The organism is Halocalculus aciditolerans, assembly GCF_014647475.1.
GTDB lineage: Archaea > Halobacteriota > Halobacteria > Halobacteriales > Halobacteriaceae > Halocalculus > Halocalculus aciditolerans.
The window spans coordinates 613,918-635,398 of sequence record NZ_BMPG01000002.1 but is presented as its reverse complement, the minus strand read 5'-3'; the positions used below and the strand labels follow the sequence as shown (position 1 = coordinate 635,398).

Below are 21,481 nucleotides of genomic sequence, written 5' to 3'. Positions count from 1 at the left end.
CTCTCCGACTCTCAAGTCACCGAGTGACCGAATCAATCGAAAACCGCCATGAACGGCTCTCCAGTCCACCACGTACTTCCCTCCCGATACGGAACTCCGTCGACGCCGAGACATTGAACACAACAGGACTTACTCATCGATCGGTAGAGCGCGCACACCTGTTCTAAGTAATAGCGGGAGGTGAACTGCCGGGCTCGGCTTCCCGCGGGTTCTGCTGACACTCCCGTCGCCCATCGGCGTGGTATCCTCAGACTGGGCCACGGGTCGCGGTCGGGGCGTTCACGGCCCCCGATACCTCCCGTCTCAGACTCGAACCGCCGGGAGTCTTTCGAGAGGAGGGACAGTTACGTTCGTTTTTGACGACCCCCGTATCGCGATATTCACACTGGCGTTCCTATCCGCGTGGTCTTGATGACCGCAGGAACGACATTTGAACCGATCTTTCCGCCGGTTGCCTCGTTCGACATGCCGACACCACGTCAGCGCGCACGTCTGGCTCGTGTATGCTGGGTCGACTCGAAGGTTGGGTATTCCCTCGAAAGCCGCCTTATACGCGGTGTAAAATTGGAGCATCTCGAACGGGATTCGGTGGACGCGATTGTTCGTCACGGCATCGTAGTGGAGATCGTCGCGGAGGCCTTTGAGGTCTTCAAAGACCACGCACGCGCTCTGGAAGCGTTCCGCGAACTCGACGATTCGACGACTCACCTCGTGAACCCGGTTCTTCACGTACCGGTGTTCTCGCTTCCTGAGTGTTTCGAATGCGCTCGTCTTCCCGGCACGCTGTATGCGCTTTCGAATTGTAAGGTATCTGTGGCGCTGAGACTTGACATCCGTGTACTCGACACGCCGACTCTCTCGAATGCCATCGGTCGTCAGTGCGGTGAGCGTCACGTTGTCCTCGTTGATGTCGACGCCGATCACGGTTTCACAGGACATCGGATTTCTCACTTCACGCTCCGTGTTTCGAACGGTGATGTGAAGCTCCGGAACGTCACTGACGAACAGTGCTTCCGCGGTTCCGACATCCCACTCTTTGCTCGTGAGCGCGGCACGAAGCACTGCAGTGTCTGCTTCACTCCCGTTGAGGATCCCAGTAATGTGTTGATAGGGTTTGGAACTCACTCGGAACTGAATGTCCCCGGCGTCGCTCGTGTCGAGCGTATACCCTTCTCCGAAGTTCGACCTGAGGGGGTACGGTTCGCTTTTTTCGGTGTCTGGCACGCCGTAGTCGTCGTTCTCACGATACGCGCGAACGGAGTCCAGCGCTTTCGAGACAATTCGCTGGGTCGTGTTCCTGACGAGCGCAACATCGTCAGCCACGCGTGACGGAATCGACCGGAAGTCGACACCTGACAGTGCGAGGCTCACTGCTTCGTTGTACGCTTGACGTGCTTCGATTGTGGCGTCACGAAGCAGTTCCCGACCGTTTTCCTCCACGTCTAACTGGAAGACGAGCGTCTTGACCAGTGTGGAGGACGACATCGGGATACCCGACCAAGGGCACCCAAGTACAAAATATCACACGTCGAAAACGTCGCGCGATAGCGGGAGGTAGATTTGAACTACCGATCTCCGGGTTATGAGCCCGGCGGAATCTCCTGGCTATCCCATCCCGCTGATTCTTCGTAACGCCGTGCGACAGTTAAGGGTTCTGATTCGGCCGCCGTCGTGTGATTTCCTCTCAGTGTTCGAGCTCGTCGAGGAGGGTGTCGGCGGCGGCGGCGGAGGAGCCGGGGCCGCGGGCGGTGATGAGGTCGCCGTCGACGGTGACGCTCGTGTCCTGGTCGAGTTCGGCGTCCCAGTTCGCGCCGATGGCCTTGACTTCGTCTTCGACCCAGTAGGGGAGTTTGCGGCCGTCGGGCATCCGGTCGTGGTCGTCGACGATGCCTTCCTCCCACTCGTTCGGGAAGCCGGTGACGTCGCGGCCGGCGGCGAGCGGCGCGCCGTCGCTCGCGCTCGTGAAGGCGAGGATGCCGACGGCGTGGCAGACGACGAGGGCTTTCGCGTCCTCGCCTTCGACGGCGTCCCGGAGGAGCGCGCGGGCGTGCGTGTCCTGATTGATGTCCCACTCGGTGCCGTGGCCGCCGGGGAAGACGACGGCGTCGTAGTCGGCGGCGTCGACGGCGGCGACGGGTTCGGGGTCGTTGAGTCGGGGGTCGGTGTCGTCGACTTCGAGCACCCACGCGGCGGTGTTCTCGCCGACGTTGTCGGGGTCGGCGGAGCGCTCGTCGATGACCGGTGGCTCCCCGGTGGGCGTCGCGACCGTGATGTCGATTCCGGCGTCGTCGAGGGTCGTGAGCGGCTCGATACATTCCTCGCCCCAGTAGCCGTGCTCGCTCACGACGAAGAGTGCGGACGTCATCGCTCGACGCTTCGAGCGGACGCGAGTTAAAGGTAGGTTCGCTCGCGAGCCGCGCCGGATGCGGAAGAAGAACGAGACCCGTCAGCCGTCGCCGTGCTCGCCGGAGACGACGCGTCAGCCGTCGCCGTGCACGCTCCGACGCGTCAGTCGTCGCCGTGTTCGTCGGTGATGACGACTTCGCCGTCGACGACGTCGACGTTGATGAGGGTCTTGACGTTGACGTCGGTGTCGTCGAGGTCGTTCGGGCCTTCTTTCTTGATGACTGCGAGGACGTCGGAGACGTCCGCGCCGATGTGTTCGAGGGCGTCGGTGATGGCGCGGAGCGTGCCGCCCGTGGAGAGGACGTCGTCGAGGACGAGGACGCGGTCGCCGTCGTCGACGTCGTTGATGTACATCTCGCTCTCGGAGTAGCCGGTCTGCTGGGTGAGGGAGACTTCGCCGTCGAGGCCGTACTTGCGCTTCCGGATGACGACGAGCGGGATGTCCGTCATCAGGGAGACGGCAGTACTGATGTGGATGCCCATCGCGGCGGGGGTGACGATTTTGTCGACGTCCTCCAGTTCGGCCTTCCGGATGATCTTGATGACGATTTCGCGGAGGAGTTCGGGTTCGAGCATCGGCACGCCGTCGCTGATGGGGTGGACGAAGTAGTGGTAGCCGTCCTTCTCGATGATGGGCGCGTCGAGCAGCGACTGCTTCAGCTTATCCATGTCTCAACTTCTCGCTGTAGGACTAAACGGTGACGGAACGTCCGTGGGGTTCGTTCTCGTTCACCGTCCGAGCGGCGCGAGGTGGTCGGCGAGCCAGCGGACGGTGGGGAGCGCGAAGTCGCCGCCGCTCGGGAGGTAGAGCCACGCGCCGAGGAGGCAGAAGAGCGTGGTGACGGCGGCGGCGAGGCCGAGGGCGAGCGCGCCGAGGCGCGGCCGAGGGCCGACGGCGGTTTCGAGGACGAGCCACGCGACGACGCCGGCGGCGGCGGCGAGCGAGACGAGCGCGTGGAGCTGGAGGGCTTCGACGGTCCAGAGGCCGGCGAGCGCGATGGCGACGACGAGGAGCTGTCCGCCGACGAGCACGGTGGCGGCGTACGTCCACGCGAGGACCTGCGTCTCGTCGAGCGCGCGGACGACGGCGGGGACGCGGACGACGGCGTAGGTGGCGACGGCGAACGCGGGGACGAGGTACCGGAGGTTCACCATCGCGTGCAGGGGGAGGCGGGGGAGGTAGGCGAGCGTGAAGAGGACGAGGTAGACGGCGACGACGGCGTCGAGCGCGCGCACCGGTGACGGGTCGCGCCACGAGTCGGGGAGGCGGCGGTTCGCGGCGAGCGGGAGCGCGAGGAGCGCGGTGGCGAGCGGCATCGATTCGAGGACGGAGAGCGAGACGGCGCGGTTCTGGTCTTCGGACGCGACGCCGGCGATCCACCCGCTCCGGACGAACGTGTGGTAGAGGCGGTCCGGGTCGGAGAGCACGTGGACGCCGGCGGCGACGTAGGACGCGAAGAACGCGACGCGGGCGTAGAGCGTGCCCGCCGAGGCTGAGACCGACGATGCCGCTGTCTTCGTCGTCCCTGACACGCTCGACGCCGATGTGTCCGACGCGGACGCCGTATCGGGCGCGGTGGTCGCGTCGGGTGCGGTGGACGCGTCGGGCGCGGTGGTCGCGTCGGGCGCGGTGGACGCGTCGGGCGCGGTGGTCGCGTCGGGGGTGGTGGCGTTCGCGGCGAACGCGCTGGGGTCGCCGTCGAAGTCCGGGGTGAGGCGCGGCGGCGTGAGCGCGTTCCCGGCGACGAGGACGTTCGTGGCGAGGAAGGGGAGGAGGGCGAGGAGGAAGCCGCCGGCGAGCGCGCCGAGGGTTCTCGCGTCCGTCGGCGGGCGGGTGGGGAGGTCGACGGCGGCGAGCGCGATGCAGTACGCGAGGGCTTCGAAGGGGTGCGTCCACGCGAGGAGCGCGCCGGCGGCGTAGGCGGCGACGCGGAACCGCAGGCGGTCCTCCGGTGTTTCGGCGGCGCGCGAGCGGTAGAAGCAGTAGAGGCCGAGGAGGGTCCCGGTGGCGACGAGCGCGTGGCGTTTCGGAATCGTCGCCCAGAAGCCGAACGGCGTGGCGAGCGCGAGCGCGAGGCCGGCGGCGACGCCGACGCGCGGTGATTCGACGGCGGCGACGAGTCGATAGAGCACCGTCGCGCCGAACGCGGCGGCGAGGAGGCTGACGAGCTGGAGGGCGGTCTGTGCCGTCCAGAGCGGGTCGATGGTGGTCGCGAGCGGGAGGGTCACGGCGAAGAGGGCGACGGCGGCGAGCGCGCCGAGCCGGTCGAAGGCGACGGGTTCGTCGAGGAGGACGCCGGTTTCGTGGCAGAGCGCGAGCACGCCGAGACACCACGCGGCCGCGAGGGCGACGCGGAGGGACACCACCGAGTCGAGGAGCGCGAGCGCGCCGAGCGCGGGGAGCGAGAGGACGACCTGGCCGTAGTTCCGCCCGTAGAGTCGACCGTCGACGACGTGCATGCCGGGCGTGGCGGTGTGCGGCTGGTAGGGGAAGGCGGCGAGGTCGAGGTGGCCGTCGGCGACGTTCACGAGGGTGTTCGCGACGGTGACGGTGTCGTTGATGAAGAAGCCGAGTCGCCACGTGAGGCCGAAGGCGACGGCGGCGGCGAGGAAGACCGCCCAGCCGCGCCGGTCGCCGAAGGCGGCGTCGCGGACGCGCGCCCACGCCGTCGTCGCGGTCACGAGTTCACCTCGACGGTGACGTTCGCGCGGGCGAGCACGTGTTTCTCGCCGCCGGCGCGGACGAGGAGGACGGCTTCGGCGTCGTAGCTATCCCGGGTGACGCGGTCGGGGGCGAACGTCGCGCCGCGGAACGTGAAGGACCGCGCGCCGGCGTCGGCGGACGCGAGGAAGGTCGTGCTGGCGCTCGTCCAGCCGAGCCCGGGGATGCGGAGTTTGTAGACGACGCGCGGGTGACCGGTCACTTCGGTGACGGTCGCCGACGCGGCGGGGACGGTGAGGTGGTAAGCGCGCGCGTCGTAGTCACCGCGGTCGAGCGTGAAGCCCGAATCGGGAAGCGCCGCGTCAGTGGCCGTGAGTGAGCCCTCGCCGTAGGTCGCGGCTTCCCCGCTGGGGACGGCGAAGAGGCCGAGCGCGGGGGCGGTGGCGAGCGTCCCGGCGAGGACGACGGCGACGGCGAGGAGGACGCTCCGGTCGAGTGGCACGCCAACTCATTGCTGAGTGGTGAGAATAAACCCACCGGACGCCGCTACTCCGTCCAGGGGATGAGGGCCGCGCCGACGGCGAAGGCGGCGACGGCGAGCGCGAGGAGCACGGCGAACTCGGCGGTGACGGAGCCGGGCCACCCCGGGGTCGCGCCGGAGTAGGTGGCGGCGCGGACGCCGCGCGCGAAGTACGTGAGCGGGCTGAGGTTCATCACTGGCGCGAACCAGTCGGGGAGCGCGGCGGGCGAGAGGAAGGTGTCGGAGAGGAAGAGGAGCGGGATGGCGACGCCGTTGGACGCCGCGATCGCGCCGTCCTGGCTGTCGGCGAGCGACCCGAGGACCGCGCCGACGCCGCAGAAGACGACGGACACCGCGGGAACGAAGACGACGAACCACGGGGAGAGCGCGAAGGACGCGCCGGCGGCGAGGAGGGCGAGGAGGAGGAGGACGCTCGCCGCGGCGATGAGCGCGACGTTCACGAGCGTCTGCGCGAACAGCCACTCCCACTTCTCGAGGGGCGTCGTCGCGAGCTTCTCGAAGCGCGCGCCCTCGCGGTGGCGGGCGACCTCGCTACTCACCCGCGAGAGCGGCGTGAAGAGCACGACGACGGCGAGATAGGCGGGGACGTAGTAGCCCGGCGGCTGACTGAACAGCCCGGTACCGCCGCCGCCCGTACTGATGAGGCCGGCGAAGATGGCGATGAGGAGCACGGGGAAGAAGAACGTGAAGAAGACGGCCGTGCGCCGCCGCACGAACGACGTGTAGGCCGCGCGCGCCTCCGATCGAACCCGCGAAAGCCGGCTCACGCCGCCACCTCCTCGCTGTCGGCGTCGACGACGTCGGGGTCGTCGGTGAGCGCGAGGTAGACGTCTTCGAGGTCGGGTTCGCTCCACGAGAGCGAGTCGAACGCGATGTCTCTGGACTCGAAGGCGTCGACGACGCCGCCGATGTCCTCGGGCGCGATATTCTGGACGCGGAGGCCGTCGTCGGTCGCTTCGACGGTGTAGCCGGCGTCGGCGAGGTCGTCGGGCGTCGCGTCGGTGTCGACGTCGAGTGCGGGGTCGCCGCCGTACGCCGCGACGAGCTCGTCGGGCGTGCCGGACGCGACGATGCGGCCGTCGGCGAGGAGGCCGACGCGGTCCGCGAGCCGCTGCGCTTCCGCCATGTAGTGCGTCGTGAGGAAGACGGTCGTCCCCGCCGCTGCGAGGTCCTCGAACACCCGCCAGAGCGCGCGGCGGCCCGCGGGGTCGATGCCCGTCGTCGGCTCGTCGACGAAGAGGAGCGAGGGGTCGTTCGCGAGCGCCGCCGCGACGCACGTGCGGCGCTGCTCGCCGCCGCTCAGGTCGCCGTACCACGTCTCCACCTCGGGGTTCACGCCGACGGTTTCGAGGAGGCCGTCCACGTCTCGCGGGTCGTCGTAGAGGCCGGCGTAGTAGTCGACGAGTTCGCGCGGCGTCAGGCGGTCCGGCGGATTGAAATCCTGGGGGAGGAGGCCGAGGCGGTCGGCCTGCACCTCGCCGGGCGGCGCGCCGAAGAGTTCCACGGCTCCCTCGTCGGGGGTGCGCGTCCCCGTGAGGCAGCGCGTGAGCGTCGTCTTCCCGGCACCGTTCGGCCCGATCAGCGCGAAGACCTCGCCGTCGTCGATGGCGAGGTCGACGCCGTCGAGCGCGACGGTGTCGCCGTATCGTTTCGTGACGTCGTCGGCGACGACCACCGGACTCATGTGCCGTGGTTTCCGTGACGGCGCGGTAAGGCTACCGATTCACGCACGCGCGAACGACGGCGTCGGCCGCCACACGAGGAGGGCGACGGAGAGACAGAAGACGAGCGTGGAGACGCCGAGCGCGCGCGAGGACGCGACCGTCGCGGCCGCGGACGCCGACCCGAAGAGGCCGGTGAAGACGGTCGCGAGGAGCGGCCACGTGCAGGAGACACAGGAGAAGAGGCCGACGACGCCGGAGAGCATCGACGCCGACGTGTCCGTCGCGGTGACGTAGACGAGGTAGGCGAGCGTCGCGTAGCCGACGAGCTTGTACGGCTCGACGACCACGCGCACGAGCTCGCCCGCGTAGGTGAGCGCGGGGCCGTAGCCGGGCGGGAGCCAGTGGAGCGACGCGCCGAGGGCGCGCTCTCCCCCAGTGCCGACGAGCCCGCCGAAGTACGCCATCACGGCGAAGTACGCGACGCCGACGCCGACCGCGGCGTACCGGTGGCGGTCCGAGACGGGCGTCGGGGAGGCGGCCCAGACGGCGAGCGCGCTCGCGTTCACCCACACCCACGGGTAGACGTAGACGAGCGGCTCCGTCACGGTCGCGTTCGTCACGAACACGTACAGGAGGACGAGCGCCACCTCCGTGTTCAGGACGAGTGCGCCGGCGAGCAGTCGCGGCGTCGTGAACCACTCCGAGAGCGCGCGCATTAGACGAGGAGGGAGTCGAGGACGACGGCGATGAGGAGGACGCCGAGGAAGGCGTTCGACGCGTGGAACGCCCGCATCGCCGCCGACCGGTCGCGCTCGGCGTGCAGGCGGACGACCGCGTAGAGGAAGACCGCGCCGAGCGCCGCCGTCCCGAGCGCGTAGAGCACTCCGAGGTCGGCGAGCCAGCCGAGCACGGCCGACCCGGCGAGCGTCGCGCCCAGCCAGAGCACGATGTGCTTTCTCGTTTCCACGCCGCCGCGGACGACCGGCATCATCGGGAACCCGCCCGCCGCGTAATCGTCCTTGTACGCGAGCGCGAGGTTGTAGAAGTGCGCCGGCGTCCACAGGAAGATGACGCCCGCGAGCGCGAGCCCGGGAAGGCCAATCGTGTGCGTGACCGCCGCCCAGCCGATGAGCGCCGGGAGCGCGCCCGCCGCCCCGCCGATGACCGTGTTCTGCACCGTGTTCGGCTTGAGAACGAGGGTGTAGACGACGGAGTAGAAGACGATAGCGACGACGCCGAGCGCCGCGGCGAGCACGCCGACCTGGAGGAACGCGACCACGGAGAGCGCCGCGAGCGCGACGCCGAACGCGAGCGCGTTCCGCTTCGGAATCTCCTGCGACGCCAGCGGGCGGTCCGCCGTCCGATTCATCTTCTTATCGACTTCCCGCTCGAAGACGTGATTGAACGTCCCCGACGCGCCGATAGACAGGACGCCGCCGAGCAACGTGAAGACGACCGTCGAGACCGTGAGCCCGTCGCTCCCGGCGGGCTCGGAGCCGGCGGCGAGCGCCATGCCCGCCGACGCGACGAGGCACAGCAGCCACATCAGCCGCGGCTTCGTCAACGACATGTATGTACGCGCGACGCCGAGCGGCCCGTCCGACGGCGACGGACCGCCGTCGTCGCCGCTCTCTCGCGACTCGCCCTCCCACTCCTTCGACGGGAGGTCCGCGGTGCGCGCTTCGAGCGTCCACGCGAGCGCGACGACGAGACACGTGAAGACGCCGAGACCGACGACGAGGTGGACGAGCGCGAGCGCGTTCCACGCCTGCACCGTCGACTGCGACGTCGCGACCACCGCGCCGATACCGACTTCGACCGCGTAGAGCGCGACCGTCGTGAGGAGCGCGAACCGAACGCGGCGCGGCTCGTCGCGCAGCCACGCCCACGCCACCACGGCGAGGACGACCAGGCCGACGACGACCGTCGCGACGCGATGCGCCCACACGATGCTCAGGTTCGCCGAGGACGCCTGGAGCCACGCCCCGTTACAACTCGGCCACGTCGGACACGCCGCGGCCGCACCGGTCAGGGACTCCGTCGCCCCGACGACGATCAAGGCGTACACGCCGCAGATAGCCGCGGCGAGCCCGCCAACGAACCGGGAGGTCACGTCTGACGACACTACTCCCGTGTTTCGCTCGAACCCACTTAGCCTCCCCGACTTTCCCGTTCAGCAAGTCAGTATCTATTTATGCGACACCACGCAATTTGCGCGTACGAATGAACGTCAAGCGGCTCGGGTCGGTGCTGGTGGTGGCGACGGCGTTTCTCGTCAGCGCGACTGGAAGCGTCGCCGCCGCGGGCGCGCTCACCAACACCGCCGAACACATCAACCAGCTGAGCGACCTCCTCCTCGCGGTCGCGATTCCGCTCACGCTGATCGTCGAAGGGATCCTCGGATACGCCGTCTGGAAGTTCCGGAAATCCGACGAAGCGAAACCGACGGTGGAGAACCGTCGCCTCGAACTCACGTGGACGGTCGCGACCGCCGTCATCCTCGTGTTCGTCGGCGTCGCCGCCTACGGCGCGATGGCGTCGCCGGGCGTCACGACCACCGAACAGAGCGCACAGCAGACCATCGCCAACGAAGACCCCGTCGTCGTCGACGTCCACGGCTACCAGTGGGCGTGGCGGATGCACTACCCGAACGGCGACTTCAACACCACGAACGAACTCGTCCTCCCCGCCGACCGCACCGTCGTCCTCCGCCTCTACTCCGACGACGTCATCCACGCCGTTCACGTCCCCGCCCTCTCCCTGAAGAAGGACAACATCCCGGGGCAGACGAACTACATCCAGACGACGATTAACTCGAACGCCGTCCGCGAAGAACCCTACAAGCTCTACTGCGCCGAGTTCTGCGGCGCGGGCCACTCCGAGATGCTCGCCGACGTCTACGTGAAGTCGCCGGCCGACTACCAGGAGTGGGTCGAACAGCAGTCCTCCAGCGGGAACGACACGAGCAGTAACTCGACGTCGACCAACAGCAGCAGTAGCCTCGCCGCGCCCGCACCTGCGGTCTAACGTCTAACGCGGACGCGTTCTTTCTCTCCTCGTTCGCCGACGCGCTTCCTTAGGGTTTTTAGTGGACCCGCGAGAACTCACCGGTACATGACTGCAACGGACGAGTCAGACGGGCACGGCTACCTGCCAGCCACCGCCGACTTCCCGAAAGGCTACGGGGAGGCCAGCTGGTGGCCGTTCATCGCCACGATAGGGGCAGTGCTCCTCTACAGCGGCGCAATCCTCTTCGTCTTCGCACACCGCGGCACCGGCCTCGCGACTGAGACGACCGGGCTCGCCGTCTTCGGGCTCGGCGCGACCATCATGGTCGGCGGGTTCTTCGGCTGGATCTACCACGCCTTCGCCGGCGACTGGATCTCGAAGACCTCGCACAACGACGGACGGAGCCTCCGCCTCGGGATGATTCTCTTCCTCGCGACGGACGTCGCGACCTTCGGCGCGGGCTTCGCCTACTACTTCTTCATCCGCGCGGGCACGTGGCCGCCAGCCCACCTCCCCGCCGAAGAGCTCCTCACCGCCGTCCTCGCCATCAACACCATCCTCCTCGTCACCTCCAGTTTCACCTACCACTGGAGCGAGGTCCAGCTGAAGAAGGGGAACCACGGCCGGTTCATGCAGGGGCTCGCCATCACGTTCCTCCTCGGCGCGGTGTTCGTCGGCGGGCAGGTCTACGAGTACATGGCCCTGCTCTCCCACGGCTTCGAGCTCTCCACCGGCATCTTCGGGAGCGCGTTCTTCGGCCTCACCGGCCTGCACGGCCTCCACGTCTCCCTCGGTGTCATCCTCATCGGCGTCCTCCTCTACCGGGCCGCGCGTGGTCACTTCACGAGCGACCGCCACGTCGCCGTCACCACCGTCTCCTGGTACTGGCACTTCGTCGACGCCGTCTGGATCTTCCTCGTCGCCGTCCTCTACATCGGTTCGGTCGTCGGCACCGAAGCCTCGCCGTTCTAACCCGACAGCCGTCGTCTTTTCCGGCCTCTCACGTCTCGCTCGTCTCGACCCGGGAGCGATGGGTTTCTTAGCGTGGCTATCCAACGTGGGCGTATGACAGAACAACCGGGGCTCTCGGAGGGGTACCGGAAATCGAGTCCGTGGCCCGTGTTCGTGGCGCTCGGCCTCGCGCTCACCGAGTTCGGCGTGTTCTTCGGCGGGATGTTCATCCCGGTCGGCGTCGGCGGCATCCTCCTCCTCGAAGGCAGCGTCGTCGGAATCCTCCGCGAATCCGGCTACGCTTCGACGCTCTGGAAGACCGCGCTCGGCGTCGGCGCGTTCTTCGCGCTCTTCGGCGGCGTGCTCCTCGCGTTCAGCGCGCAGTCCGCGGAGTTCAACCTCTACACGCGCGGGCTCGCGCTCCTCCTCGGCGGCGTCGTCGCCGTCGTCGGCGGATTCGCGTTGAACGTCTGGGAGTTCGGAAACGCCGAGGTCACCCCGTAGACGGAACCCTCAACCTATATTTGTACGCGGCCACGAGTCACCGGTAATGGTCAACATCTTCGAGAAGGACGTCCTCCTCGACATCACGGTGAACCTCATCCCGCTGGTGATCATTACGATCTTCACCGCTATGATACTCGTCGTCGAGCCCTGGGGCGGGTCGCTGCTCGGCCGCATCGAACAGCTCCTCCTCCTCGTCCTGCCGTTCATCGGGCTCGCCATCCTGACGTACTGGGCGGCGCAGAAGATCGAGGGCGCGCCCGGCGAGGTCGAACCCGCTGGCGTCGGCGTCGGCGAAGAGTAAGCGAACACGCGGACGGCTCCCGGACTGACGCTCGAATCCTTACCTTTGATAACCGTGGAGCGGACACTGCTACGTATGGCTGTGACCCCGCAACTCGTGCTGACAGTGCTTATGGGGGTGCTACTCGTCGCTGTGGCGGGCTGGCTCGCGCGCGTCGAGGACTGGCGCTCGTACACCCCGATCGGGACCGGTGCTGGTGGGTACGGCGACGGCTCCCATCACGAAGAGAAACCCGGCGGTCTCACGCGCTGGCTGACGACCGTCGACCACAAGGACATCGGGAAGCTCTACGCGCTCTTCGGTGTCGTCGCGTTCGCGTGGGGCGGACTCGCCGTCCTCCTGATGCGCGTCGAGCTCATGACGCCGAAAGCGGACGTCATCTCGCCGACGTTCTACAACGGCCTGATGACGACGCACGGCATCACGATGCTCTTCTTGTTCGCCGCGCCGTTCATCTTCGCCCTCGGGAACTACGTCGTCCCGCTCCTCGTGAACGCGGACGACATGGCGTTCCCGCGCATCAACGCCTTCGCGTTCTGGATCCTCCCGCCCGCGACCCTGTTGATGTGGGCCGGGTTCTTCCTCCAGCCGCTCGGCATCAACATCGCGCCCGCCGCGATGGGGTGGACGATGTACACGCCGCTGGTGACGATGCAGCAGAACGCCGGCGTCGACCTCTTCCTCCTCGGTTTCCACCTGTCCGGGATCTCGACGACGCTCGGTGCCATCAACTTCATCGCGACCGTCGTCGCGGAGCGCGACTCCGAGACCGTCCCGTGGTCGAAACTCGACATCTTCAGCTGGACGATCCTCACGCAGGGCGTCCTCATCCTCTTCGCGTTCCCGCTGCTCGGCGCGGCGGTCATCATGCTCCTGCTCGACCGGAACTTCGCGACGACGTTCTTCACGCCGGGAACCGGCGGCGGCCCGCTGCTCTTCCAGCACCTCTTCTGGTTCTTCGGCCACCCCGAGGTCTACATCCTCGTCCTCCCGCCGATGGGGCTCGTGAGCCTCATCCTGCCGAAGTTCGCGGGTCGGAAGCTCTTCGGTTTCAAGTTCATCGTCTACTCGACGCTCGCGATCGGTATCCTCTCCTTCGGCGTGTGGGCGCACCACATGTTCACGACGGGCCTCGACCCGCGCCTCCGCACGTCCTTCATGGCCGTCTCCTTGGCCATCGGGGTGCCTTCAGCGGTTAAAATCTTCAACTGGATCGCGACGCTGTGGAACGGGAAACTCCGGATGACCGCCCCGATGCTCTTCATGCTCGGCGCGGTACAGAACTTCATCATCGGCGGCGTCACCGGCGTCTTCCTCGCCGCCGTCCCGTTCGACCTCGTCATGCAGGACACCTACTACGTCGTCGGCCACTTCCACTTCATCGTCTACGGCATGATCGGGTTCGCGCTCATGGGCGCGTTCTACTACTTCTTCCCGATGCTCACGGGACGGATGTACAACAAGAAGCTCGCCCGCTGGCACTTCTGGACCGGCCTCGTCGGGTCGAACGTGACGTTCTTCGCGATGCTCATCCTCGGCTACGGCGGGATGCCGCGGCGGTACGCGACCTACCTCCCGCGCTTCACGACGTGGCACGAAGTCGCGACGCTCGGCGCGATCCTCATCACGATCAGCACGGCGGTCTGGGTCTGGAACGCCTTCCAGGCGTGGCGCGCCGGCCGCACCATCGACAGCGCCGATCCGTGGAACCTCAAGGAGTCCGGGCAGTTCACGAACGACTGGCAGTGGTTCGAGCGCAAGCGCCAGACGATGCTCGCCGACGGCGGCGAGGACGTCGACGCGGACGCCGACACCGACGCCTCTCAGACCGCGGACTGACGCACGACTGACCCGCCGTCGCCGTTTTTCGTTTCGCTCTCAGCTGACTCGGAGAGCGACGGCTACTCGGAGCAGTGCCGGCGAGAAGGGGGATTCGGTGTGTGACCCTACACGAACGAGTGGTGGCCCTGTCGAGAGGGGGCTGGAAGTACGCGGGGGCCGCGGGAGTGCGCCGTTAGTGTTGGAAGACGACGGCGAAGCCCGCGAGCATGACGAGGAGTGCGGTGGCGACGAGCGCGAGCATCAGGTAATCCTTCTCCTGCATACGTGGGTGTTCGCCGCGGAGCGCAAAAGGCTAATCGCTCCGGTGTGAAGACGCGAGTGTGAGCGTCGAGACCCACGCGGAGACGGGCGGGCGGCGGATGGTCGGGTACCTCTACGTAGTCGCCGTGTCGCTGATGGCGATTCTCGGCCTGATCGTCGGCGTCGTCATCCAGCCGAACCTGGCCGCGAACGGCGCGTCGAACGTCGGGTCGCTCGGCCCGATAACGTTCGCGTTGACGCCGCTGAACCTCGCGGTCTACGGCGCGGTCATGACCGCGATCACGCTCGGCGTCTTCTTCCTCGCCGCCGGCTACGCGACCCGCCACGAGTCCCGGGGGTCGAGCGAGAACTAGAGCGCTTCCGCGAGCGCCGCGAGCGACGCCGCTTCGATGTCGGCGTCGCCGCCGACGCGCTCTGCGGGGTCGTTCCCGCGATTCACCCACGCCGCCTGCATGCCGGCGGCGCTCGACCCGGCGACGTCCCACGCGTTCGACGACACCAGCATGCACTCCTCCACGTCGTAGCCGAGCGCGTCGGCCGCCGTCTCGTAGACGCCGGGCGCGGGCTTCAGCGTCCCCGCGGCGTCCGCACTCAACACGTCCGCGAAACACTCCTCCAGGCCGGCGTTCTCCACGAGCCGCGCGAGCATCTCGGGGTTGCCGTTCGAGAGCGCGACGACCTCGTACGTCTCGCCGAGCGCGTCGAGCGCGTCCACCGCGTCCGGATACGGCTCCAGCTGGTCGTACGCGCCGAGGATGGTGTCGCGCTCCGCCGCGCTCGCGTCTAGCGCGTGGTAGTCGAGCGCGTAGTCGAGTGCGTCCCCCGTCACTTCGAAGAACGACGCGTAGTCGTCCATCGCGGCGCGCTGGAAAGCGTACTCCAGTTGCTTGCGCCGCCAATGCGCGTCGACGTCGCCCGCCACGCCGGCCGGCACGTCGAGCGTCTCCCGAATCGTCGACCGCACGCTCGACACGTCACACACGGTTCCGTACACGTCGAAGCAGAGCGCTTCCGGCATACGCGGCGTGTCGGCCGCCGACGGGAAAGGTCTACGGACCGCGGCGTAGAGGCCGTCGACGACTGACCGCGAAAAAACGACCCGAGGAGTTGAATGTATCCGAACCGAGGAACGGCGTTTACCGCTGGACTTTCTGCCGGATCTCCTCGACGATTTCGGGGTTCCGGAGGGTGGAGGTGTCGCCGAGTTCGGCCTCGTTCGCGATGTCTTCGAGGAGGCGGCGCATGATCTTCCCGGAGCGGGTCTTCGGGAGTTCGGGCGTGAAGATGACGTCCTCGGGGCGCGCGATGGGGCCGATGGCGTCCTCGACGCCGTCGACGATGCGCTGTCTCATCTCCTCGTCGCCCTCGTAGCCGTCCTCGGTGATGACGTAGGCGTAGACGGCTTCGCCCTTGATGTCGTGGTCGCCGCCGACGACGGCGGCCTCGGCGACGCCCTCGACGCCGACGATGGCGGACTCGATCTCCATCGTCCCCAGCCGGTGGCCGGAGACGTTGATGACGTCGTCGACGCGGCCGAGCACGGTGATGTAGCCGTCCTCGTCGATCTTCGCGCCGTCCTCCGGGAAGTACACCCAGTCGTCGGGGTCGTCCGAGTCGGTGTCGGAGTACTCCGCCCAGTACTCATCGATGAAGCGCTCGTCGTTCTGATAGAGCGTGCGGAGCATCCCCGGCCACGGCTTGTTCACCGTGAGGTAGCCGGCGCGGCCCGGTTCGACCTCGTCGCCGTTCGTGTCGACGATGCGGACGTCGAGGCCGGGGAGCGGCGGGCCCGCGGAGCCCGGTTTCATGTCCTTCACCCCCGGCAGCGTCGTGATCATGTGGCCGCCGGTCTCGGTCTGCCACCACGTGTCCACGATGGGCGTGGACTCGTTCCCGATGTGCTTGTAGTACCACTTCCACGCGCGGGGATTGATGGGTTCGCCGACGGTGCCGAGGAGACGGAGGCTGGAGAGGTCGTGCTCGTTCGGGAATCGCTCGCCCCACTTCATGAACGAGCGGATCGCGGTCGGCGCGGTGTAGAAGACGTCGACGCTGTACTTCTCGACGATCTCCCAGAGCCGGTCGCGGTCCGGGAAGTCCGGCGTCCCCTCGTACATCACGGTCGTCGTGCCGAGCGCGAGCGGCCCGTAGACGATGTAGGAGTGCCCGGTGATCCACCCGATGTCCGCGCTGCACCAGTAGGTGTCCTCTCTCTTCAAGTCGAGGACGTTCTGACTCGTCCACGCCGACCACGAGAGGTAGCCGGCCGTGGTGTGTTTCACCCCCTTCGGCTGCCCGGTCGTCCCGGACGTATACATCAAGAAGAGCATGTCTTCTGCGTCCCGGGAGACGGGGTCGACGCGCTCGCCGCGGTGCTCGGCCATGAGCTCGTCCCAGTCGTGCTGGCTCGCGGTGAGGTCGTGGCCGAAGTCGTCGTCGCCGAGGCGGTCGACGACGACGGTCGCTTCGACGCCGTGGTCGACGCCGTCGAGGCCCTCGTTCGTCTTCTCGAGGTGGTCGAGGGCGTCGCCGCGGCGGTAGTAGCCGTTCGCGGTGACGAGGAACTCCGAGTCCGCGGCGTTCATGCGGGTCGCGAGCGCGTCCGCGGAGAACCCGGCGAAGACGACGGAGTGCGGCGCGCCGATCCGCGCGCACGCCAGCATCGCGATTGGGAGCTCGGGAACCATCGGCATGTAGAGCGTGACGACGTCGTCCTCCTCGACGCCGAGGTCTCGGAGCGTCGCCGCGAACTCGTTCACCTCTCGATAGAGGTCCTGGTAGGTGTAGGTGCGCGTGTCACCGTGCTCGCCTTCCCACTTGATGGCGACGCGGTTCTTCTCTCCGGCCTCTACGTGACGGTCGATGCAGTTGTAGGCGGCGTTCAGCTTTCCGTCGGTGAACCACTCGTAGAACGGCGGGTTCGAGTCGTCGAGGACTTCGTCGTATCCGGAGTCCCAGTCGAGGAGGTCGGCGGCGTTCTCCCAGCACTCCGGCCAGTTCTCCTCGAACTCCTCGTAGATTTCGGGGTCGCCGGCGTTCGCCTGCTCGACGAACTCCGCCGGCGGTTCGAAGACGTCCCGGTCTTCGAGTCGTGCCTCAAGTTCGACGTCGTCACCAGACATACATCAACAACCATCGTAGACCCCGAGTATAAGTGTTAGCCCGGCAGCGAATACCCGGGCGAAACGACCCAGAACGCCCGCTGGAAGCCGTTAAGCGACCGACGCGGTCTCCTGATAGCTACCGTGTTCGGATTCGAACACGTTCATGATCTCACCCATGGTCGCGTACGCCTTCACGGCGTCGACGATGTACGGCATCGCGTTCTCGCCCGCCTCGACCGCGTCCGCGAGCGCGGCGAGCGTCTCCGCCACGGCGTCGTCGTCGCGCTCCGCCTTCACGTCCGCGAGACGGCCGAGCTGCACCTCGCGCGCCCGCTCTTCGTCCACGTGGAGCGTGTCCGGGCTCGTGTCCTCGTCCACCGCGTACCTGTTCACGCCGACGACCGTCTCTTCGTCCTCGTCGACGCGGCGCTGGTACTCGTAGGCGGCCTCCTGAATCTCGCGGTGGAAGTACCCCTCCTCGATGCCGGCGAGGACGCCGTCGCGCACGGAGCCGTCGCCCATCTCCCGAATCTCCTCGATGTACGCCATCACCCGCGCCTCCATCTCCTCAGTGAGGGCTTCGATGGCGAAACTCCCGCCGAGCGGGTCGACGATGTCCGCCGCGCCCGACTCCTCCGCGATAATCTGCTGCGTGCGGAGCGCGACCCGCACCGCGTCCTCGGACGGGAGTGCGAGCGCCTCGTCGTACGAGTTCGTGTGCAGGCTCTGCGTCCCGCCGAGCACGGCCGCGAGCGCCTGCAGCGTCACGCGCACGATGTTGTTCAGCGGCTGCTGTGCGGTGAGGCTCTGCCCGGCGGTCTGCGTGTGGAACTTCAACTGCTTCGACGCCTCCGACTCCGCCGCGTACCAGTCCTCCATCACGCGTGCGTAGATGCGGCGCGCCGCGCGGAACTTCGCGATCTCCTCGAAGATGGAGTTGTGGGAGTTGAAGAAGAAGCTCAGCGTGGGCGCGAACTCGTCGACGTCCATCCCGCGGTCGATGCCGTCCTCGACGTACGCGAACCCGTCCGCGAGCGTGAACGCGAGCTCCTGGGCCGCCGTCGACCCCGCCTCCCGGATGTGATACCCCGAGACGCTGATGGGGTGGAACTTCGGCGTCTCCTGCGCGCAGTATTCGACCGTGTCCGTGACGAGGTCGAGGCTCGACTCGGGCGGCGTCACCCACTCCTTCTGCGCGATGAACTCCTTCAGCATGTCGTTCTGGAGCGTCCCGCGGAGCTCCTCCCTGTCGACGCCCTGCTGGTCGGCGAGCGCGACGTACATCGCGTAGATGACGGGCGCGCTCGGATTGATGGTGAAGGACGTGCTGACTTCGTCGACGTCGATGCCGTCGAAGAGAATCTCCATGTCGCGGAGCGTGTCCACGGCGACGCCCTCCTTCCCGACCTCCCCGAGGCTCATCGGGTCGTCGGAATCGAGGCCCATCAGCGTCGGCATGTCGAACGCCGTCGACAGTCCCGTCTGGCCGTTCTCGATGAGGTAGTGGAAGCGGTCGTTCGTCTCTTCGGCCGTGCCGAACCCGGCGAACTGCCGCATCGTCCACGTCCGCCCGCGGTACCCCGTCGGGTAGACCCCGCGCGTGTACGGGTGTTCGCCGGGGAATCCGAGGTCGTCCTCGTAGTCGACGCCGTCGACGTCCGCCGGCGTGTACAGCCGGTCGACTTCCTCGTTGGAGACGGTGGCGAATCGGTCTTTCCGCTCGCCGTGCTTCTCCAGTACCGGGTCGAGCGACTCAGCCTCCCACGCCTCGCGACTCTCGCGGATCGCCGCGAGCTCGTCCTCGTCGTACATACTCGTAAAATTCGCCGGAACGATAATCAAGGTTCCGCGATACCGAGCGCACCTCGAAGCCGTCGTCGACGGCGAACGCCGCCTACTCGTCGGTCACCGGAAGCGTTCGGTGGTCTCGACGAGCGGGTGGCGGGCGTAGTCGACGACGCTGATGTCTTCGACGTGGCGGAGCCCCTCCTTCTCGGCCGTGCGCGCCATCCCGAGGTCGACGCGTTCGTCGAGGACGATGACGTAGGCGTCCATGTCGTCGATGCCCTGGCGCTTCGCCGCCATCACGCGGTGGTGGCCGTCGGCGAGCAGGAGCGTCCCGTTGTTGTCGATGACGACGAGCGGCTCCGTCAGCCCGTGCTCTAACTCGTAGCTCCGGCCTTCGAGTTCGTCCGCGTAGACCTTCGACTGCGTCGGCACGAGCGCGTCGATGCTGACCGTGCGGCGCTCCTCGTGGACGTCGATGCCGTGAATCGTCTCCAGCGTCCGCATCAGCTTCCCGACTTTCTCCGGAGTGGCGCGCTCGATCTGCGAGCGGATGACGTCCGCGTTCGAGATGATTCCCACGAGATGGCCGGCGTCGTCGACGACCGGGAGTTTCTGGATGCCGGACCGGAGGATGACGCGCGCGGCCTCGTTCACGTCCATGTCGGGGTGCGCGACGATGAGCTCGTCCGTCATCACCTTGAATATCGGCTCCGAGTCCGCGGCGAGCAGGAGGTCTCGCGCCGTCACGAACCCCTCGACCTTCCGGCCGTCGGTAACGGGGAAGCCGTTGTGGCCGTCGCTCTCCGCGATGCGTCGTTTCACGTTACCGACCGTGTCGTCCGGCGAGACTGTCGCGACGTCCCGCGTCATGTACTCCTTCACGGTCGGTTTCCGGCCGTTCGCGTCCAGCCCCGAATCCATCACGGTCTCGCTACGGCCGCCGTGCGCAAAAAGCTTCTACCGTCGCACTACCGGGACTGCACGGCCTCGAAGAACCGGCCGCCGACGGATTCCTCCAGCATCGCGCGGAGCGTCTCCTCGGCGTCCTCCTCGACTTGGTCGAAGAGGCCGAGGTCGAGTTGCGCGCCCGCCATGTCCGCGTGTCCGCCCGCGCTCCCCATCTCGTCGAAGGCGGTGCGGAGCGCCTCACCGAGGTCGACGTCCGCGCCGCGAGCGCGCGCCGACGCGTACACCGTCCCGTCCATGAACCCGTAGACGAACGTCACGGAGAGCCCCTGCATCGCGAGCAGGCGGTCGGCGGCCTGCGCGAGCGCGTCCCGGTCGTTGATGCGGCCGACGCACGTCGAGAGGACGTTCCCGCGGACTTCGCGTTCGCCGATAGCGGTCGCGATGACGTCGAGGGTGTCGGCGGAGACGCTCGGCGTCTCGATGCGTTCGAGGACGTCCCAGTCGGCGTGCTCGGTGAGCGTGGCCGCGGCCTCGAAGTCCGCGACGCTCACCTCTCGGCGGAAGTCGTCGGTGTCGACGCGAATCCCGTAGAGGAGCGCGGTCGCGATGTCGCGGTCGAAGTCGACGTTGAACCGTTCGAGGTAGTCCACGAGGATCGTGCTCGTCGACCCCGCGTCCACCCGGACGTCCACGAAGTCCGCGTCCGGCTCCTCGGCGCTCGGGTGGTGGTCGACGACGACGGAGATCTCGGTGTCCGGGTCGAGCTGGTCGTTCACGCCCGGGTGCGAGTGGTCGACGAGCGCGACCGCGTCGAAATCCGGCGTCTCGCCCGCTTCGACGTTCGTGAGCTCGATGTCGAGGAGGTTGACGAACGCGCGGTTCTCCTGGTGGCTGATGTCGCCGAAGTAGCAGGCCTCCGCGTCGACGTCGACGGTCTCCGCGAGGCGGCAGAGCGTCACGGCCGCCGCGATGGCGTCCGGGTCGGGGTTGTCGTGCGCGAACACGCCGAGCGTCCCCTCCACGTCCGCGAGTACTTCGCGGAGGCGGCGGAGGCGCGCGTCCGCGCTCCCGCTCGCGGCGTCCGCCACTCGGTCCGCGAGCGCGTCGCCGAGCGAGACGACGCGGTCCGCCGCGGCCCCGAGCGCGTCCCGCTGCTGGGTCGTCGCGTCGAGGCCCGTGTAGCCGACGCAGCACGCGTCAGCGAACGCGGCGTCCGCGGCGCGCGCCGCGGCGACGTTCTGCCCGGCGTCGTCGCTCGCGACGAAGACGATGTCCGCGTCGTACTCGTCGAGCGCGTCCGCGTCGGTGACGTCCACGCGCTCCGCCGGCGTCTTCTCGTTCCGCAGTGACTCCACGCGGCTCGCGTCCGGGTCGAGGACGAGGACGTCCCCGTGCCAGCCCTCGATGCGGTCGAGGACGTCGTGGCCGGTCGCCCCACAGCCCAAGAGCAGACGCGTCACCATTCTACTCAGGGTTGCGGGATGCGAGCGGTAAAAGGTGTACCTTTCGCCGCGCTCGGCGTCCTGACCGTCAGAG

20 protein-coding genes and 1 tRNA gene are annotated in these 21,481 nt (G+C 67.6%); 6 read left to right on the top strand and 15 right to left on the bottom strand.

The features are described 5' to 3' along the window. Positions 1 to 303: 303 nt before the first annotated feature. From IEY26_RS09850 to cyoE, 10 genes are all read right to left on the bottom strand, one after another. Positions 304 to 1,485 carry an RNA-guided endonuclease InsQ/TnpB family protein gene (locus IEY26_RS09850; RefSeq protein WP_229774021.1) on the bottom strand — a complete coding sequence of 394 codons (1,182 nt, stop codon included), beginning with the start codon at positions 1,483 to 1,485 and terminating at the stop codon, positions 304 to 306. A gap of 60 nt (positions 1,486 to 1,545) precedes the next feature. After that, positions 1,546 to 1,620, bottom strand: a tRNA-Met gene (locus IEY26_RS09845). A gap of 64 nt (positions 1,621 to 1,684) precedes the next feature. Next, a complete protein-coding gene (locus IEY26_RS09840; RefSeq protein ID WP_188978423.1) occupies positions 1,685 to 2,365 on the bottom strand; it encodes a DJ-1/PfpI family protein in 681 nt (226 codons plus the stop codon). Positions 2,366 to 2,508: 143 nt separating this feature from the next. Beyond that, on the bottom strand, positions 2,509 to 3,075 hold the full coding sequence (gene hpt, locus IEY26_RS09835) for a hypoxanthine/guanine phosphoribosyltransferase (protein ID WP_188978421.1): 567 nt from the start codon (positions 3,073 to 3,075) through the stop codon (positions 2,509 to 2,511). Positions 3,076 to 3,135: 60 nt separating this feature from the next. Beyond that, the gene (locus IEY26_RS09830; protein WP_188978419.1) at positions 3,136 to 5,088 is read right to left on the bottom strand and encodes a hypothetical protein; all 1,953 of its coding nucleotides are present in this window, start codon (positions 5,086 to 5,088) and stop codon (positions 3,136 to 3,138) included. Further along, a complete protein-coding gene (locus IEY26_RS09825; protein WP_188978416.1) occupies positions 5,085 to 5,570 on the bottom strand; it encodes a hypothetical protein in 486 nt (161 codons plus the stop codon). Before IEY26_RS09825 ends, IEY26_RS09830 begins: the two co-directional genes overlap by 4 nt. A 44-nt stretch (positions 5,571 to 5,614) precedes the next feature. Further along, positions 5,615 to 6,376, bottom strand: a complete 762-nt coding sequence (locus tag IEY26_RS09820) for an ABC transporter permease (protein ID WP_188978415.1) — start codon at positions 6,374 to 6,376, stop codon at positions 5,615 to 5,617. After that, positions 6,373 to 7,293 carry an ABC transporter ATP-binding protein gene (locus IEY26_RS09815; protein WP_188978413.1) on the bottom strand — a complete coding sequence of 307 codons (921 nt, stop codon included), beginning with the start codon at positions 7,291 to 7,293 and terminating at the stop codon, positions 6,373 to 6,375. Before IEY26_RS09815 ends, IEY26_RS09820 begins: the two co-directional genes overlap by 4 nt. Positions 7,294 to 7,332: 39 nt before the next feature. Next, on the bottom strand, positions 7,333 to 7,989 hold the full coding sequence (locus tag IEY26_RS09810) for a DUF7546 family protein (RefSeq protein ID WP_188978411.1): 657 nt from the start codon (positions 7,987 to 7,989) through the stop codon (positions 7,333 to 7,335). Next, positions 7,989 to 9,386, bottom strand: a complete 1,398-nt coding sequence (gene cyoE / locus IEY26_RS09805; protein ID WP_229774015.1) for a heme o synthase — start codon at positions 9,384 to 9,386, stop codon at positions 7,989 to 7,991. Before cyoE ends, IEY26_RS09810 begins: the two co-directional genes overlap by 1 nt. Before the next feature lie 110 nt (positions 9,387 to 9,496). Here cyoE and coxB point away from each other — a divergent pair, with 110 nt between their 5' ends. From coxB to IEY26_RS09775, 6 genes are all read left to right on the top strand, one after another. Continuing rightward, on the top strand, positions 9,497 to 10,300 hold the full coding sequence (gene coxB / locus IEY26_RS09800; RefSeq protein WP_188978406.1) for a cytochrome c oxidase subunit II: 804 nt from the start codon (positions 9,497 to 9,499) through the stop codon (positions 10,298 to 10,300). 87 nt (positions 10,301 to 10,387) lie between these two features. Continuing rightward, positions 10,388 to 11,254: a cytochrome c oxidase subunit 3 gene (locus IEY26_RS09795; protein ID WP_188978404.1), complete on the top strand. Its 867-nt coding sequence runs from the start codon at positions 10,388 to 10,390 to the stop codon at positions 11,252 to 11,254. Positions 11,255 to 11,347: 93 nt separating this feature from the next. Further along, the gene (locus tag IEY26_RS09790) at positions 11,348 to 11,737 is read left to right on the top strand and encodes a DUF7541 family protein (RefSeq protein WP_188978402.1); all 390 of its coding nucleotides are present in this window, start codon (positions 11,348 to 11,350) and stop codon (positions 11,735 to 11,737) included. Positions 11,738 to 11,783: 46 nt separating this feature from the next. Then, positions 11,784 to 12,041, top strand: a complete 258-nt coding sequence (locus tag IEY26_RS09785; RefSeq protein ID WP_188978400.1) for a DUF6684 family protein — start codon at positions 11,784 to 11,786, stop codon at positions 12,039 to 12,041. Positions 12,042 to 12,116: 75 nt separating this feature from the next. Then, on the top strand, positions 12,117 to 13,880 hold the full coding sequence (locus IEY26_RS09780) for a cbb3-type cytochrome c oxidase subunit I (protein WP_188978398.1): 1,764 nt from the start codon (positions 12,117 to 12,119) through the stop codon (positions 13,878 to 13,880). Positions 13,881 to 14,203: 323 nt separating this feature from the next. Next, a complete protein-coding gene (locus IEY26_RS09775; protein WP_188978396.1) occupies positions 14,204 to 14,497 on the top strand; it encodes a DUF7520 family protein in 294 nt (97 codons plus the stop codon). Here IEY26_RS09775 and IEY26_RS09770 read toward each other — a convergent pair. From IEY26_RS09770 to IEY26_RS09750, 5 genes are all read right to left on the bottom strand, one after another. After that, positions 14,494 to 15,162 carry a haloacid dehalogenase type II gene (locus tag IEY26_RS09770; protein WP_188978394.1) on the bottom strand — a complete coding sequence of 223 codons (669 nt, stop codon included), beginning with the start codon at positions 15,160 to 15,162 and terminating at the stop codon, positions 14,494 to 14,496. The two genes, IEY26_RS09775 and IEY26_RS09770, sit on opposite strands and share 4 nt — an antisense overlap. A 118-nt stretch (positions 15,163 to 15,280) precedes the next feature. Continuing rightward, positions 15,281 to 17,266 carry an acetate--CoA ligase gene (gene acs / locus IEY26_RS09765; RefSeq protein WP_188978392.1) on the bottom strand — a complete coding sequence of 662 codons (1,986 nt, stop codon included), beginning with the start codon at positions 17,264 to 17,266 and terminating at the stop codon, positions 15,281 to 15,283. Between the two features lie 90 nt (positions 17,267 to 17,356). Continuing rightward, positions 17,357 to 19,060: an acyl-CoA mutase large subunit family protein gene (locus IEY26_RS09760; RefSeq protein WP_188978390.1), complete on the bottom strand. Its 1,704-nt coding sequence runs from the start codon at positions 19,058 to 19,060 to the stop codon at positions 17,357 to 17,359. Between the two features lie 93 nt (positions 19,061 to 19,153). After that, entirely contained in the window at positions 19,154 to 19,957 is an 804-nt protein-coding gene (locus IEY26_RS09755) for a CBS pair associated ParBc domain-containing protein (RefSeq protein WP_188978388.1), read from the bottom strand. Between the two features lie 47 nt (positions 19,958 to 20,004). Further along, positions 20,005 to 21,408: a DHH family phosphoesterase gene (locus tag IEY26_RS09750; protein ID WP_188978380.1), complete on the bottom strand. Its 1,404-nt coding sequence runs from the start codon at positions 21,406 to 21,408 to the stop codon at positions 20,005 to 20,007. Positions 21,409 to 21,481 lie beyond the last annotated feature (73 nt).

What these genes read in the sequence shown, in the direction of transcription:
- hpt (WP_188978421.1), bottom strand. Translation starts at nt 3,075, where the DNA reads ATGGATAAGCTGAAGCAGTCGCTGCTCGACGCGCCCATCATCGAGAAG.
- IEY26_RS09785 (WP_188978400.1), top strand. Translation starts at nt 11,784, where the DNA reads ATGGTCAACATCTTCGAGAAGGACGTCCTCCTCGACATCACGGTGAAC.
- IEY26_RS09850 (WP_229774021.1), bottom strand. Translation starts at nt 1,485, where the DNA reads ATGTCGTCCTCCACACTGGTCAAGACGCTCGTCTTCCAGTTAGACGTG.
- IEY26_RS09790 (WP_188978402.1), top strand. Translation starts at nt 11,348, where the DNA reads ATGACAGAACAACCGGGGCTCTCGGAGGGGTACCGGAAATCGAGTCCG.
- IEY26_RS09795 (WP_188978404.1), top strand. Translation starts at nt 10,388, where the DNA reads ATGACTGCAACGGACGAGTCAGACGGGCACGGCTACCTGCCAGCCACC.
- IEY26_RS09750 (WP_188978380.1), bottom strand. Translation starts at nt 21,408, where the DNA reads ATGGTGACGCGTCTGCTCTTGGGCTGTGGGGCGACCGGCCACGACGTC.
- IEY26_RS09755 (WP_188978388.1), bottom strand. Translation starts at nt 19,957, where the DNA reads ATGGATTCGGGGCTGGACGCGAACGGCCGGAAACCGACCGTGAAGGAG.
- coxB (WP_188978406.1), top strand. Translation starts at nt 9,497, where the DNA reads ATGAACGTCAAGCGGCTCGGGTCGGTGCTGGTGGTGGCGACGGCGTTT.
- IEY26_RS09810 (WP_188978411.1), bottom strand. Translation starts at nt 7,989, where the DNA reads ATGCGCGCGCTCTCGGAGTGGTTCACGACGCCGCGACTGCTCGCCGGC.
- IEY26_RS09760 (WP_188978390.1), bottom strand. Translation starts at nt 19,060, where the DNA reads ATGTACGACGAGGACGAGCTCGCGGCGATCCGCGAGAGTCGCGAGGCG.
- IEY26_RS09780 (WP_188978398.1), top strand. Translation starts at nt 12,117, where the DNA reads ATGGCTGTGACCCCGCAACTCGTGCTGACAGTGCTTATGGGGGTGCTA.
- IEY26_RS09840 (WP_188978423.1), bottom strand. Translation starts at nt 2,365, where the DNA reads ATGACGTCCGCACTCTTCGTCGTGAGCGAGCACGGCTACTGGGGCGAG.
- IEY26_RS09815 (WP_188978413.1), bottom strand. Translation starts at nt 7,293, where the DNA reads ATGAGTCCGGTGGTCGTCGCCGACGACGTCACGAAACGATACGGCGAC.
- acs (WP_188978392.1), bottom strand. Translation starts at nt 17,266, where the DNA reads ATGTCTGGTGACGACGTCGAACTTGAGGCACGACTCGAAGACCGGGAC.
- IEY26_RS09770 (WP_188978394.1), bottom strand. Translation starts at nt 15,162, where the DNA reads ATGCCGGAAGCGCTCTGCTTCGACGTGTACGGAACCGTGTGTGACGTG.